The organism is Chryseobacterium gossypii, assembly GCF_041361455.1.
In the GTDB taxonomy this organism is placed as follows: Bacteria; Bacteroidota; Bacteroidia; order Flavobacteriales; family Weeksellaceae; genus Chryseobacterium; species Chryseobacterium gossypii.
The window spans coordinates 350093-366975 of sequence record NZ_JBGCUR010000001.1 but is presented as its reverse complement, the minus strand read 5'-3'; the positions used below and the strand labels follow the sequence as shown (position 1 = coordinate 366975).

8 protein-coding genes are annotated in these 16883 nt (G+C 43.1%); all 8 read right to left on the bottom strand.

Annotated elements, in window-relative coordinates; translation table 11 throughout:
• Positions 1-36 precede the first annotated feature (36 nt).
• Positions 37-1317 (bottom strand): sugar isomerase, encoded by a 1281-nt coding sequence (locus ABMQ40_RS01775; RefSeq protein WP_370895904.1) that lies wholly within the window; start codon positions 1315-1317, stop codon positions 37-39.
• A 161-nt stretch (positions 1318-1478) separates the two neighbouring features.
• Entirely contained in the window at positions 1479-3581 is a 2103-nt protein-coding gene (locus ABMQ40_RS01770) for a bifunctional aldolase/short-chain dehydrogenase (RefSeq protein ID WP_370895902.1), read from the bottom strand.
• 197 nt (positions 3582-3778) lie between these two features.
• Positions 3779-5842, bottom strand: coding sequence for a RagB/SusD family nutrient uptake outer membrane protein (locus ABMQ40_RS01765; RefSeq protein WP_370895900.1), 2064 nt, complete (start codon positions 5840-5842; stop codon positions 3779-3781).
• 19 nt (positions 5843-5861) lie between these two features.
• Positions 5862-9092, bottom strand: coding sequence for a SusC/RagA family TonB-linked outer membrane protein (locus tag ABMQ40_RS01760; protein WP_370895898.1), 3231 nt, complete (start codon positions 9090-9092; stop codon positions 5862-5864).
• 338 nt (positions 9093-9430) lie between these two features.
• Complete coding sequence (rhaT, locus tag ABMQ40_RS01755; RefSeq protein ID WP_370895896.1) at positions 9431-10519, bottom strand: L-rhamnose/proton symporter RhaT; 1089 nt, start codon at positions 10517-10519, stop codon at positions 9431-9433.
• Positions 10520-10920: 401 nt separating this feature from the next.
• The gene (locus ABMQ40_RS01750) at positions 10921-12081 is read right to left on the bottom strand and encodes a glycoside hydrolase family 88/105 protein (protein WP_370895894.1); all 1161 of its coding nucleotides are present in this window, start codon (positions 12079-12081) and stop codon (positions 10921-10923) included.
• A 71-nt stretch (positions 12082-12152) separates the two neighbouring features.
• Positions 12153-14027 (bottom strand): rhamnogalacturonan lyase, encoded by a 1875-nt coding sequence (locus tag ABMQ40_RS01745; protein ID WP_370895892.1) that lies wholly within the window; start codon positions 14025-14027, stop codon positions 12153-12155.
• A gap of 71 nt (positions 14028-14098) precedes the next feature.
• A complete protein-coding gene (locus ABMQ40_RS01740; RefSeq protein ID WP_370895890.1) occupies positions 14099-16873 on the bottom strand; it encodes a glycosyl hydrolase in 2775 nt (924 codons plus the stop codon).
• Positions 16874-16883: the final 10 nt, after the last annotated feature.

The window sequence follows — 16883 nt, the reverse complement described above, 5'->3', positions numbered from 1 at the left end:
AAAGCGACCCATCCGGATCGGCCGAGGAACCGACGATCACAGCCCCGTAGCCTTGGTTTCCCAGCCTCTTTCGGCAATCAGGCTTTCTCTTACCTTCAGGTTCCTGTATGCTCCGATCGGATCCAAAGCTGCACCTGTTTGTAATCTTGCAGCTCTTAATAACGGCCGGACATCTGTTCTGTAGGCATTCTGCAAGATCTCCTGGGCACGTGTCACATCATTTTCCAGCTGTGCTGCCTTCAGTGCTTTCTGGTCAACCAAAAGAGCCTGCGCATAAGCGATCAGAATGGCCTCCAAAGACTGGATCAGGTCTTCCAGCGGGTCTTTGATATTATGACTCGCGTCAATCATCCATGCAGGATAAGGGTTTTGAGGGTTATTTTCAATTCCGTAGACCAGCTCATTGAAGATCAGGAACAAGGCATAAGGCTTAATTGAGCCTACCGTCAGATCGTCATCTCCATATTTGCTGTCATTGAAATGGAATCCTCCCAGCTTCCCTTTGTACATCAGGGTTGCAACGATCTGCTCGATATTGGTATTGGGTAAATGATGGCCTAAATCCACTAGCGTGTAGGCCCTTTCCCCGCAAGCATTCGCCAGCATGAAAGACGTTCCCCAATCCTGTATGGTCGTCGAATAGAAATTCGGCTCATAGGGCTTATACTCAATGAATAATTTCCAGTCTTCCGGCATTCCGGCATAGATCTCCTTTAAGCTCTGTTCGGTTTTGGACAAAGCTGTCTGGAAATTCAGCTGTCCCGGAAAGCTTGCTCCGTCTGCCAGCCAAACCGTTAGGCTTTTTGATCCCAGTTCCTTTCCGATCCTGATCACCTCCTTGTTATGCTCAACGGCATACGCCCTTGAATCTTCATTTACGGAATTTAAGGAACCGAACTTATAAGAATGCTCCGCTCCGGGCTGATCCTGGAAAGTATTTGAGTTCATGGCATCAAAGGCAAGTCCGTGAGAAACGGCTTTTTCCCTGATGGCTTTCACATCACCCGGAATATCCCAGGGAATATGCAATGAAACGGCTCCGGCTGAATGGGTCAGCGCATGGATTAATCCTATATCGTCTAACTTTTGTTCCAATGTTGCGGGTTCTCCGCCATAAGAAAATCTTCCGAAACGGGTTCCCCCGGCCCCTAAGGCCCAACTTGGTATAGCCACCTGAAAATCGGCGATTTTGTCAACAATCTCAGTAACATTTACTCCTGATTTTGTCAATTTGTTTTGTAGAAAATCAAAATCCGCATTAAAGTTTTCAACTTCTCCTTTATTGTGTTGTTCAATGATATCTTTTCCTATAATCATGATCTGATCTTTAAATTTTCAAATTGGAAATCAGCCTTAGAAATTAATTTAAAGCCGTGAAGACAGCATCGAAGAAATAGGCTTAGCCTGATTTACTTCCGAATCTCTAATCCCGGCTTATTTTCCCGGACAGATCTCCAATTTAATAATTATGTTTTAAATTATCTTGGGAAAGCGTTTGCCATTCCGCCATCCACATTGATGATATTTCCGGTACTTTTATCCAAAATGGCAACACAGGCAAAAACCCCGTTGGCGATATCTTCCGGAAGGATGATTTCATTCAGCAGGTTTCTTTTTGCATAAAACGCAGGTAGTTCTTCAACGGTAATTCCGTTTGCTTTTGCACGCCCTTCCGCCCAGGATCCTTCCCAGATCTTACTTCCTACAATTACGCCGTCCGGATTTACCACATTCACACGGATCTTATCCGTTGCCAACTCTGCCGCCAATAATCTCGTCATATGCTGCTGGGCCGCCTTTGCTGTTCCGTACGCCACATTGTTGGGTCCGGCAACCAAACCGTTTTTACTGGCAATATTTACGATATTTCCACCCAAACCTTGCTTTTTCATGATTTCAACACCATTTTTGATCATCAGGAACTGGCCTTTCACCAGAACATCTTCCAGCAGATCCCAGTCTTTGGTGGTAGTATCTTCCAGAGATTTGGAAATGGCCAGCCCCGCTGAGTGAACAATAATATCCACTCCACCGAAAGCTAAAACGGTCTCTTTAAAAGCATTGGCAATGGTCTGCTCATCGGTTACATCACACTGAACGGCAACAGCCTGGTCTTTATTGTATTTTGATACGGCGGTAGTCAATGCTTCCTGATTGACATCTGTGAAAACCACCACGGCCCCTTCCTGAACCATTTTGTCTGCAATGGCCTGTCCGATTCCTCCTCCTGCTCCGGTGATAACCGCAATTTTTCTTGAAAGGGGTTTTTCTTTAGGCATTCTCTGAAGCTTGGCTTCTTCCAGCAGCCAGTATTCAATGTCAAAGGCCTCCTGCCGTGGTAAAGACGTATATTCAGAAATGGCTTCCGCACCACGCATCACGTTGATCGCATTTATATAAAATTCACTTGCCACACGGGCCGTCTGCTTATCTTTTGAGAAACTGAACATGCCCACGCCCGGATAAATGATGATTACAGGATTAGGATCACGCATTGCAGGACTGTCCGGATGTTTGCAGGTTTCGTAATATTCTTTATACTCTTCCCTGTATCTTTCGAAGAGAGGTGTTAATTTTTCAAGAACAGCCTTAGAATCGTCTAAGTTTTCATTTTTATCCAACGTTAGCACCAAGGGCTGTATTTTTGTACGCAGGAAATGGTCCGGACAAGAGGTCCCCAGTGGTGCCAGACGTTCCAGATCATTACTGTTGATAAATTCCAAAACCGCATCACTGTCTGTAAAATGCCCCACCATTCTGCTTTCGGACGAAGCCAACCCACGCAATAAAGGCATGATCTGAGCCGCTTTATTCTTACGTTCGTCAGCCGGCAGAGGCTCTACTTTCTGACCACCAAAAACCTGTCCGTTCTCTCCTATTTTTTTAGCGATATACTCAGAGGCCATCTCAATTACTTCCAGGCTGTTGACGTAGCATTCATAGGAAGTATCTCCCCAGGTAAACAATCCGTGACTGCCTAACACAATTCCCCGGATGCCGGGATTATCATTCAAGCATTTTTCCAGCTGCAATCCCAGATCAAAGCCCGGACGCTGCCAGGGAACCCAACCCATGGTATCGCCCCAGATCTCTTTGGTGATCTTCTCGCCGTCTTTTGCCGCCGCCACCGCAATCAACGCATCCGGATGAAGGTGATCGATATGCCTGAACGGGAGCAAACCATGCAAAGGTGTATCAATAGAAGGGGCCTTGCTATCCAGATCGAAGATACAGTGGTTGAATAATCCTACCATCCTGTCTTCATCGGCTAACCCCTGATAAACATTTTTTAAGTTCCGTAGCCTTTCGGTGTACAATCCTGCTATTCCTTTTCTTGTCAGAGTTCCGATGTCCCCTCCGGACCCTTTTACCCACATCACCTCAACATTTTCGTTGGTCAGCGGATCTTTTTCAATGGTCTTACAGCTCGTATTTCCCCCTCCATAATTGGTGATCCTTAAATCTGCCCCCAGTATATTTGAGCGGTATAAAAATAAAGCAACCTGATCGTCCCCCAAAGATGCCGCCTTGTTTTCATCCCATAAATAGTCTACGTATTTGAATGTCTTTACATTTTCCATTGTTTGTCTTATATTTCTAAATTTTAACCCAAAATTAGATTGTTCTGTTTTTTACAGCATCCCGTACTATACTGCTAAATGCTTTATTTAAAGATAAATTAACGTCTGAGTTTTTTCAGTTCAATTGATCTTCAGAATAATCCGGCTCAGGGCATTACAATTAATAATTATAATTTGTGTTGTTTAATGGCTATCTGTTAATATCCAGGTAACTGAGTAAGATTCGGGTTATCGACCAGAGGATGGCCGGCGGAAGCTGCCGCGAAAGGAAGCAATTCCGTTTTATTAGGTACGAATCCGTAGAAAAGGCCGTCCCCGCCCCCTTCGATCCAATTGGGGTAAGTTCCCCCGTTCTCAAAAGAGCCTGTTGGTTTTGTATAAATGATATTTCCGATCTGAAGGGTATTAAATCCTCCTGTAAATCCTACCGCTTTTCTGGCATTACCATTAAATGTGCTGGTATAAGCCTGGAACATGTTCACGGGGTACCATTTATCTCCCTGCTGTACTGTTTGGCCATGGGCTGTAACTATACCTGCCAATGTTTCCTGATAAGCAGCATAATTCGCTGAATTGGTAGGAACATTCTGAACAGCGGCAATTTCTGCCGGATCCGTCAGCTCGATATAAGTAACCGCTAAAAACGGATCTCCGTAAATCTGTGCATTCTTGTGGTATTTATAAAGACGGTAAACCGGAACATTCGCAAATTCTCCTGTACGGTTTGATAGGTTTTTCATTGCCTGTTTTGTTGCTGCGATTTCACTGGCCAGGCGGTTCATTCTGATCAAATCAGTACGGAGATTAAATTCTCCTGCAAATTCCCATTTACGTTCCTGAACAATGGCTTTTTCAAATGCATCCTGCCCGGAAGGCGGTTGCAGCGTTCCAATTCCTGCACGGGTCCTTACTTGCATCAGAGCGGATATTGCGGCTGCGGTAGGCCCTCCGTTCAGGTAATTTTGTGTCTCCGCATACATCAATAATACATCGGAATATCTCAGAATAGGAATATTCAGATTACGCCCATCTGCCGCCTGCGGCTCTACACACCACCCTAATCTGAATTTACCCGGCATGATACAAGAATATGTGGTCCCGACATCCACCCACGTATCTGATGCCGACCCGTTATTCAGGAAATAAATACTGTAAGAGGTACAGGAAACGTCTCTACGGGTATCTCCCGGATTAAATGATAAGTAATAGCTTGGCAGCATGAACTGCAATGCTTTACGGGAACCATAAGTACCTCCACGGGAACCCGGATGCGCATATACTCCAAAGGAGGAGTTTGTATTCGGTCCGTATTCCGCTATATGCCAAAGTATTTCCTGATTGACTACTCCAAAGTTTCGCTGACAGAAATTATACCACAGATATTCAAAACCACTTTTCCCGCCCTGGCTTTGCACCAAACTGTTGGTCCCGCCGTTAATTACGGCAGCACAAGCATTGTCCGCAATCTGATACAATTGCTGAACCCTGTTATTATCACTACGACGCGACATCATGGCACCGCCTCCGGTATTGAGGTCCCAGCGTAGGGAATATCCTGCCGCATATAAAGAGATTCTTGCCAACAGAGCGTAGGTCGCCTGTCGGGTCAACCGCTCGTTGGATTGGCTGGAAACCGGCAAATTATTAACAGACTCCTGGATATCCGCAATAATGCGATCATAAATTTCATCACGGGAGGCACGTTTAGGGTATAAAGTATTCGGGTCATTAGGATCCATCTCATCCAAAGGTTTAAAAACCGAAGGAACGTCTCCATAAACACGGATCAGGTTATAATAGCAAAATGCACGAATTGCCTTGACTTCAGCTAATAAGGCATCACGTTTTGCGCTGGCCTCCATTTTGCTCAATCCGCTCACTGCGATATTAGTCCTCTCAATAACGGCATACATGGCTGAATAGATTCCTGTTACTGTATTCGGAGTATAAGCATCATACTGGTAATTACAGATATTGTATTTAGAGTTATTTGTTGAGCCGTCTTCAGCAGAATGAGTTACGGTATCCCCCGCTCCTAGCTGATAATACATTTCGGTTGGAACGATCCCTCTGTAGCATCCCAAAACAAACATTTCCGCAGTATCTAAATTGTTAAATACCGATTCCGTATCCAAAGAATTATAAGCTGGCTGATCTAAGAAATCATCGCTACATGAATTCATAAACAGAACAGCGGCAAAAATTGAGGGAAGTATGATTAATTTTTTTATAAACCTGGGAGTTTTATATATTTTTTTCATGATCATATAATATTACATATTAGAAAGTTAGATTAAGGCCAAGAACATAGCTCCTTGAACGCGGATAGGTAGAACTGTCATATCCGGGTGTAACCGTAACCCCTCCACCTGCTGTAACTTCCGGATCATAGCCTGAATAGCCTGTAATAGTTGCTAAATTATTAATTGTAAAGTAGATACGGGCATTGGTTAGCATCACTTTTTTCAAAAATTCTTTTGGGAAGGAATATCCCAGTGTTACCTGGGCAATTCTCAGATAAGATCCGTCTTCCACATAATAGGATGAAGGATAAGTAATATATCCTGTATTTGTATTGCTCAGGCTCCAAAGGCTTGATCCCTCATTAGGATTAAGCTCTTTTAACCTTACCAGGTTGGTCGTGGCCTGTCCTGTATTCGGGTCAATCAAATGATAATAATTGTTCCCAAATTCCGAAGGAACGTTCTGATATAATGCAAAAGGACTCAGACTGTGTTTCGTGGCGTTATAAATATCATTTCCGACACTGAATTTCATAAAAATGGCCAGATCAAAGCCTTTGTAAGAGAAGTTATTGCTGATTCCTCCGATAAAATCAGGGGTCCCGTTACCTATTTTCTGCATTTTTCTTGTGAACTGATCTCCGGCTTCATTATCCGCAGCAAATTTGATATCTCCCGGCATTGGGGTTCCCGAAGCAGGCTTTACAACCCCCGGTTTCAAGGTCAGTGATCCGTCCGGATTTTGGATGAAGTCATCCGTAGTATAGATTCCCTCGTAAATATATCCATACATATCTCCCAATTCTTCTCCTACGGTTGCATAATAGGTCACTGTACCCGTTCTGTTGCCTCCCACAGCAAATGGCTTTGAGAGTTGCCCGTTTTCCAGGGACAGCACACGGGATTTATTGAAGGAAATATTAAGATCGGTTGTCCATCTGAAATTATCTGATTTTAAGTTGATCGTATTCAATGTAAATTCCATCCCTCTGTTTCTCATAGAGCCGATATTCTGATACTGTCTTGAATATCCTGTGGAAACCGGAAGTACACTCTCAAACAGCATCTTGCTGACATTGTTGTTGTACCATTCGGAAGTTAATTTTACCCTGTTATTAAATAAGGCCAGATCCACACCGATATTTGTTGTTCTCAGCTCCTCCCACTGAAGGTCCGGATTTCCCCAATTGGTACTTGTAATATATGCCGGATTTCCCGGAGTATTATTCATCGGGTAGTCTGTAAGCAATACATTGGTTCTCCATAAGTTGTTGGCAATACCGTTGTTACCCGTTACCCCGTATTCTATCCTTAATTTAAAATCATTAACGATGTTATTGATCTTATGATCCTGCCAGAAGCTTTCCTGAGAAACACGCCACGCACCGGCTACCGATGGGAAATATCCCCAGCGAACATCTTTTGCAAATTTTGAAGAGCCATCGGCACGTATGGTTCCCGTAATTAAATAACGGTTATCATAATTATAATTCACACGGGCAAAATAGGAAAGCAGGCTGCTGCTTGACCTGTCCGTATTTTTATCGGCAACTGTTGCGTTGGAAATGTCATCCAATCCGAAATTAGGATAAGGGAACTTGGTAAGCCTCATGCTGTTTCCTTCAGATTCTTCATACCATATTTCATTTCCGATCAAAGCATTCAACTTATGTTTTTCGCCGAAATTCTTATTATAATTCAAGGTATTTGTGATCTGATAACGGTATGTTTCGGCATTGGCGATATTTCCGTTGATTCCTGTATTCACAGGATCTGTAAGGTAGGCCCGGGAATTCTGATCTGAAAAAGAGGTCGATTTACTGTTGGTCCAGCTATACTGCCCAGCCGTTCTCCATGTGAAGTTTTTCAGGAAATCAAATTCAATCCCCGCATTGGCTACAAATGTTCTGGTGCGTTTGTTTGAAGTTGAGGCCTGTGTTTCTATATAAGGGTTCTCTGTATCGAAACCTGAATCCAGGGCTGAATAATCCGGGAAGGTTTGGGTATTGAACAATTGGTCTTGTGAGAACAATGTTCCTCCGTTAATAGGCTGAAGAAGGATTTTTTTCATTCCTGAATAAGCTCCTCCTCCGTTGGTGGAAGTAGAATTGAACATGGTATTAAAATCCACTCTTACCCCTTTGTACAATTCTGAATTGATATTTACGCGCAAGGAATTTCTTGTTTCACTGTAGTTTTGAAGCAAGCCGTCCTGCTTATTGTAATTGTAACTGATGAATGCCTGTGTCTTATCATTTCCCGCAGAAACATTGAGGTTGTGGCTCTGTGTCACTCCGGTTCCCCCAAGCATTCTTTCCTGCCAGTCCAGGGCATAGGCAGATCCGTAACGGTCGGCGATCCTTTTGTATGCTCCTGTATAAAACCCAGGTGTATCTGTCCCCAAACTGTTATCAAAAACATTGCTCCATTGCGTCATCTTTGACTGAAGCTGCGCCATCTCATACTGATATTTCACATACTGCTCCGAATTGGAAACCATATCCAGCTTCTTTGAAAGCATATCGAATGATGTGAAGGTATTGTAATTGATGATTGTTTTTCCTTTTTTCCCGCTTTTAGTTTTGATCACGATGATCCCGTTAGAACCACGTGCTCCGTAAATAGCGATTGCAGAAGCTCCTTTTAAAACGTCTATGCTTTCTATATCATTAGGGTTAATAACATTTAATGCGTTATCCAGCTGAAAACCATCTACAATATAGAGCGGATCAGAGCTTTGAGTAATTGACGAACCTCCTCTGATTGTAATGTTTGCGGCGGCTCCCGGAGCCCCGCCTGCCGTAACGATATTCAGCCCCGCAGCTCTTCCCTGTAATGCCTGTAAGGCATTCATTGCGGGTGTGGCGGCCAGGTCTTTTGCGGAAACCGAAGAAACGGATCCCGTCAAATCAGATTTTTTTACTTTTCCATAGCCGATGACCACTACCTCTTCTATTTGTTTTTCAGCCCTTTTATAGGTGTAATTGATCACTTTCCTTCCTGATACCGCTTCTTCTGCAGTAGGATAACCATCAAAAGAATACAATAAAGATTGTTTTCCTTCAGGTTGCAGCATGATGGAATAAGCGCCATTCGAGTCAGATTTCACGGTGTTATCGGTTCCTTTTTGCTTTACCGTAACGTTACTGATCGGCGTACCTCTTTCGTCATAAACAACCCCCTTTATCACTTCCTGCCCCCAGACCAAGCCTGTTGAAAGGAAAATGACAGGTAATAACAGTGGCTTATAAGTAGTTTTTAAAGACATATATTAAATTTTAGTAACATTCTATTTCACATCACAATGTACACTGTTAGAAAAATTTTGGCATCCTGCAATATCCTGCCCTAATTACAGAGTACTCAAACCATATTGATTTCCGTTAGATACATTCACTTTATTATACATAAAATTTAGTAATTTAATTGAATAGCTCCCTGTTCAGCTTTCAATCTGAAAAAATCAATTTCACAGTGTTATGACCATCATTTTGAAAAGCATATGGCCAAACAGGTAAAAAAAGCACTGAAAAACAGTGCCTTTAAAAACAAACTATATATTTTCCCTTGAGAAAAATTGTCAATAATACATGAAACGCAATTATCTTATCGTAAAGAATTTCCGTACCCTACAATCAAAATAGAAATAAACATCACTGTCATCCCGATGATGATTGTAGCAATGGTTTTCCTGGATACTCCTTTCCATTCTTTGATGATAACACCCCATAAGTTGGCAATTAAAATGATAAAGGCCATGTGCAAAATCCATGAGCTTGGGCCATTTCCCATTTTACTTTCCCCCATACCGTAAAAGAAGAACTGCAAAAACCACATTGTTCCGGCTAACGCACAAAAAATGATATTCGCCAAAACAGGAACGTTTTTCTTTGAATAGTCCGTATAAGATTTATTTTTAATCGATAAATACAGGCAGCCTATCAGATTGGTGGCCATTCCGCCCCAAAGTACCACAACATAGGTTACATTATTCTGAAAGAGAAATTCCCCCTGTCCCGGGTGGGTATTCTTCCACAATTCATTGGCCACAATCGCCATAGGCTTTCCGGCTTCCAGCCCAAAATTAAAACAGGCGCTTAAAACTCCGGAAATGATGGAAACTATTAACCCCAATCCGAATCTATATTCCGTTTTTACTTCCACTCCGTGCGGGTCCGCTGATCCGGTCTGGAGTTCTTTTTCCTTCATCGTACCTGCTTTTCCACTGATGATGATTCCGATGATGCAGACCACCAGCCCCAGCAAGACCATCTGGCCCCATCTGCTGGAAAGCATTAAACCTATATTATCCTTTCCCGCTTGCGGAGAAAATTCATAATAAATTGACGGAACCAACGAGCCGAATACCATGCAAAGCCCGAGAATAATACTGCTTCCCAATGCTACTCCAAGGTACCGGACCCCCAGACCATAGGTAAAGCCACCAATGCCCCACAAGGCACCGAATAAAAACGTTAGTCCCAATATGGAAGAGCTTTCACCCTGAATAATTTCCCAAAAACCAGGAATCGTGATAAAAGCTGCCAATGGCGGAACAATGATCCATGAGAAAATCCCTCCGATCAGCCAATATGTTTCCCAGGACCACCCTTTTACTTTTTTATAGGGCAGGTAAAAGCTTCCGGAAGAAAAGCCGCCTAAGAAATGAAAAAAAACTCCTAATAATGCATTCATACTTTTATCTTATGGATTATTGAATTTGAAAATTAATACTATGAAATCGATTGCGCATCTTGTAGTGTCATGCACTTGATTTTATTATTTATTTTTCGGTAATAAAACTAAGGCTTTTTCTTAAATCTGTTAATACTAATTAGATATCGGAGGCGCTGGTACTGCCGTAAAAATACCAATATAAAGATTTTCAATTACATACGATTCAATTCCGGCTACAAGAAAGACCGGATAATGAACTTTAAAATATTCGCTTCATGAAAGCCTGTTTACAGATTCTTCCGCCTGGTTATTTAAAAACCGCAATCTGAGAAAGTAAGCATATAAAATTCAGGCTTTAACCAACATTTATATATTTGGCTAAAGCCTGATTCTAATCAATTAAAATAAATTCAGCTGTTTTATTTCAACTGATAAACTTCGCTGGCTGCAAGCAATAAACAGCCCAAGCCATAATCTTCAAAATCCGGCTCCTTATTTACAGCAAGAGGCTGACCATCCTTAGGCTCCTTCCCTGTTCCCTGGACCCAGCCTAAAAATCCATTCGGCTGAACGGAGTCTTTTACTATTGCATTCCAGGCTTTAATGACAACGGGTAAATAGGTTTTTTCATCAATCAGGCCCTTATTGATCCCGTAAGCCATTCCGTATACAAAAAGTGCGGTTCCTGTCATTTCTTTTCCTCCGAAGTTCGTGGGATCATGCAAACTTACATTCCAGAACCCGTCTTCTCTCTGAACCGGAAGCAGGGCAGACAGCAGATCTTTGTAATCCTGTAAGTATTCCTGATAATGAGGATCCGATTCCGGTGTCTCTTCCAGCGTACGAGCCAAAGCTGCCACTACCCATCCGTTTCCGCGGCTCCAGTAGCAGTCTTCACCGTTGGGCTCCTTATAGGGAGGAACAAAGCTTTTGTCTCTCCACCAAAGCTTGTCTTTAGAATTGTACAAACCGTTTCCTCCGTGCCTGTATTTTGTATAGGCGTACATTTCATAGTTCTTATCGAAATATTTCTGCTCTCCTGTGATCCTTCCCAGCTTTGCAAAGATCGGCATTCCCATTTGCAGCGCATCAATCCACCACCAGTCATCTGACTTTTTTGATGCGATCATGCTATCCATGGAAAGCTTAACGTATTTTATCCTCTCAGGATTTTTTCTGCCGTCAATTTCATACAGATCCAAATAGGTCTGTCCACAAGCCTGGTTATCTGCATTGCGGGTGTAGGTTCCGCGCATCATATCCCAATTGTGTTTTTGCGACCAGTCTACGGCATAATCATAATATTCCTTTTGGGGATCAATCTTATATAGTGCCATTAATCCTTCATAGTAAACGGCCCGTGTCCACAGATTGCTTGGCCAGACTTTTTTGCCTACAACTTCCTTTCCCGGATCCGGCCATTTGTTCATAAAATAATGGTTTGCATGCCGGGCAACCTCCAGAACTTCTTTTTTATCGGGAAGATCAGTATTCTTCACAGAAGATTTCTGAACCGTGCATGAGGATAAAACTCCAAAGATCAGTGCAAAAACGAGATTTCCCATTAATACCTTTTTCATAATTCTTATGTATAATTTATTATAATCTAATTTAAGTTTTGGCTAAAGCCTGTGAAATCCATTCCGGCATTTTAACGTTTGACAGTTATTATATTCGGGTTCGGGATCTCAGAAACAGATTCATCCAGATAGTAATCCGTATGCGGAGGCTGATTGTAGCCTACATTTTGCCAGACGATGCTCAAACGGTACTGGGGATTGTGCATCAGGGTATACAAACGATGTTTTGTGGGAATTGCCGAGCTGAAAATCCGAAGTTCCTGATTATCGGCTGTTCTGTAGATCAGTTCTTCACGCCAGTCTCCGAAGAGGTCTGCTACCAGAGACGGATTTTTCTTGGTCCCGTTATTGGATTCGCACTGGAAACTTTTAGCGTCAAATATTAAGCGGGATTCCGAATTCTTCCAGTCCCATTTTGAAACCGTCGTTCCGTCCAGGATCTCACTTAAAAAATCTCCGTCCCAATATATTCCCATATTGCACGCAGGGCTTTTCTCGCTTATTTTATTTCCTTTGGCATCATACAGACCTTTGACTCCGGCTCCGGCCGCCCAGCATTCCGAACCTTCATGGCGTGGATCAATATTTAATGAAAGTCCTCTTCCCGGGCCCTGAAATTTCCCTTTTTTACTATATTCCAGGGAAGGCAGTTTCCATAATACTTTCCCTGTGCCCGCCGCTCTGAAATGTGCTCCGGCATCATCAAACCTCTCCTGTATATCAAAAACTTCCAGCCCCGGCAGAGAAGGGTCCAGATCTCCGACATGCAAAGCATCACCGTGACCATATCCTGTGCTGTTCAGAACCTTTCCGTTATCATCAACAGTCATTGCTCCAAAGATTATTTCATCCTTTCCATCGTTATCAACATCAGCAATACTCAGATTGTGATTTCCCTGCCCCCGGTATTGCTTATTTTCTTCTGAACTTTCGGTATCGAACAGCCATCGCAGGCTCAGCTTCCTGTTTTTGTAATCCCAGGCCGCGATCGCTGTCCGGGTATAATAGCCTCTGGACATCACCACACTTGGTGTTTTACCGTCCAGGTAAGCCACCGCACCCAAAAACCGGTCCACCCGGTTTCCCTTGGCATCTCCCCAAGTCTCCGTGAGCTGTTCAGGGGTAGGGTTCAGGCTGCCCTGAAATCTTGGGACAATATAATCCACGGTGTGGATCTCTTCTCCTGTCTGTCCGTTGAAAACGGTAAGATATTCAGGTCCGGAAAGTATAAATCCGTTTTCATTCCTCCAGTCTTTTGTAGGATCTCCGATAATTTTTCCCTTCCCGTCTCTGCTTCCGTCCGCCGTTTTCATCACGACTTCCGCTTTGCCGTCCTGGTCCAGATCGTACACCAGGAATTGTGTGTAATGTGCCCCTTCTCTGATGTTCTTACCTAAATTGATCTCCCACAGAAACTTACCATTCATTTTATACGCCTGGATAACCGGAGGATCCGTAAATCCTTTCTGGCTGTTGTCCCGGGATTGTCCCGTTTGATGAAGGATGATTTCATACTCGCCGTCACCATCCAGATCCGCTACCGATACATCATTAGGCGTATACCCGACCAGCGTTTTTAAAGGAATGGAGAAGTAGGGTTTCTGATATGCAGTATATTTTGCGGAATCCTTATCAATTTCCTGATCCGGAGTATCGGATTTCACGTAATAGGTATAATTTTTCGCCTTATCTGCGGTTTTGTCTAAAAAACTGGTTTCATCCAGCAATGGCTTATCATTCAGCTTTTTACTTATATTGTTTTCAATACGGTACAGGTCGAAACGGGTATTCCGGGGCTCGGTACCCAGCAGCCGCCAGCTCACAAAAACCCCTGACGCCGAAGGTACGGCCACGATCCCTCTTTTCAGATATTCCATTTGTCTCTGGGCAGGAAGTATCTGTGAAAAAAGAACGATAACTGAAATAAGGTTAAATTTTATATTCATAATTCCGAATTATTAAGTTTAAGGTAATTCAATCGATTGCGCAAATTTTCCGCATTTTGATTGCATTTAATTTATTTTGAAAAATGCACAGGAACCAGTTGGACCTGCCCCTCCAGACCGGAAGGCTGAACTTTCCAGCCTGAAGCATCGAAGGGTTTATAGTCCACATTCACAAAATTGATCTCATGGTAATTGCGCCACCCGATCTTATTTTGATCCATGTACCTGATCCTGTTGGCCATCAGATTACAAACTTCTATCCGAATGGTGTTCTTCCCTTTTTTCAGGTACTTCCCGATTCTGATCTCAAAAGGAATGCTCCAGACAATACCTGCTTCCTGCCCGTTAACAATCACTTTAGCGCTTTCATACAGCTTATCAAATTTTAGCACATAGTCGTCCGCATTCTTTTTCTTCAGCGCCAATGTTGTTGTATACACGCCTGTCCCCGAAAAGCTTTGGGTTGCTGGATCTTCTGAAAAGCCGGTCCAGGGAGCCGGATGGGTTAAAGTCCTGGCTTTCGGGAGCTCCGGTCCTCCTTCTTTAAACGTCAGCTGCCATGGTTGATTTAAAATTAAGGGAGTATCCGTCTTTTCCGTATACTTCCATCCGGGCACTGAATCATCCGCTGTCTCCGTATTTTTCAGGATGACGGACTGTCCCGGTTTCAGTTGGATCCTGACAGAATTGTTCACAGTTTGCGCAGTTCCAAAATCACCACTCTCAGGGTCCATTATGATGGTTTGCTTTCCTGTGTAATTTAAAGGGATTAGCTGATTGATATCTTTTGAGGTATGATTGACAATATAGTAATATTTCCCTTCGTCAAACTGCCTCCTTATAAACTTCAATCCGGTTTCCACCAGTTTTTCCCGCTGTATTTTCAGGTATTCTAGCCCATTCTCCACATCCGAGCTCAAAATAATTTTCCCTTTGCCGAATATTGCGGTCTGTAACTTCCCTTCCTGATGGAATGGAATGGAATTCCACAATGATTTTAAATGACTCCGTCTTTTTTCCGCTTCAAAGAGTCCGGGAATATCTTTCGGCTCATTCTGGAAAATCACAGAAGCGCCATTCCGGGCTAATCTCAGAATATGGCTTAGCGTGGAATCCGGCAGATAAGTTAACTCAGGAATGACGAGAACCTGATAAAGGGATCCTTCCTTTGATATCCGAATTTTCTGATCTTCGGATCCTGCTCCGTTAATCATTTTATCTGAAACCATATCCAAGGAATAACCCATTTTGCCCAGCTTCATCAGGTTATGATAAAACGGGGTCGGATGCAGCCATTTATCTATATTATGAATTTTAAATGCCATATCCTTTCCTTTGGGGTTTGACCAGGCGTCATAAACCGGCCAGTACATCAGCACTTCATTATCCGGTTTACCGCTTTGCAAAACGCTCTGGGTATGGGCAATGTAAGAATTTAGCCCTTTCAGATGCGGCCAAAGACTATTTTCCGGGACAAAATTAACTGATGCATAAAACAGCCAGCCCGGAAAAGGAACTTCGGCAGGGGTATAGGTGGTGCCATGATAGAATACATGATTGATGCCTGATAAAAAAACCTGCTCCACTTCCGGCTTGCACTGCGACCATGAGGTTTTAAAATGCTCGGTAAGCCAGGTGAAAGTTTCGTTGGAAGTCAGAGGTTTTCCCGTAACGTTCGCGGCTGATGAGGCAAACTTCAGCATATTGATATCCGGCTGATCAGATTTCTGTACATCCGCACTATCCCTCCGTAAACCGGGAATATTAAAAACTGTGCTTCCGAAAGTTTCAGATTCAGGAATGTCAACGGCCGCATACAAATCCAGCAGGTTTCCCGGTGATCCGTGCGCCTGGTTGGTATTTTTAGAGTTTCTGGAATGCGCCCACCGGGTAAAATTATCGGTGAAATTATTTAAGATCAGCTCACTCAGTGTTTCCCTGTAGTCTGATTTTATTCTTCGTGTTATTTCATTTTCTTCGTTACTGATCAGATATCTGATGTACGGACTTATGTCATACCCCCTTCTTTTTTCAAATTCACTTTTAAAATCAGGAGTCCAGTCTGCATTATAAACCTCATAGCTGTCATTAAAAAAAGAACGGATACCACCATTTGAATTTTCAAATGCCTGATCAAAGGTTTTAAGATAATCCACCGTTGCATCAGGTGAGAAGTGGTCTAATGTAAATCCTTCACCTCCAGGAGCGGCCCTTTTCACCTTTTGAAGGGTTTTGCCTGTAAAGATGGCATAAACCGTCCATTTTCCGGAGCCCGCCCTCCAGTCAAGGTAACCGCCATTGGTGATCTTATCGGTTAACACAACGGCTTCATTTTTTTCATTGTAGGCAGTTATGATATCTAATTTTACCGTCTTTAATTTTTTAAGCTTTTCATCTTTCAAAGAAATTTTTTCCGCTAATTTTTCACCGGATAATATTGTATAGGTCTGAACGATCATTTTTGTGGCCGCATCCTGCTCATTCACCTGAGGCCCTCCGATGGGCCAGCCTGTCCCTACAGACATATCAACGCCCATATTCAGGCTGTTGGCCTTATTTATGGTGAACCGGAGCATTTTCATCCATTCCGGGGAAAGATAGCTGATGTATTGTCTTTCAAATCCTTTAGCTCCGTAAACAGGAACGATCTCCACCCCGCCGAAGCCTGCATCAGAAAGGGTTTTAAGCTGCTTATCCAATCCTTTTTCATCCACGGCATTCCCCATCCACCACCATCGTGTCCAGGGCCGGGCCGTATTGGTTATTTCCGGCCAGGGATTTTGCGCGGACAGGTTTCCGAAAACACAGCAAAATACACTTACCTTTATGATAGATCGAATAGTCATTTTTTTAGTC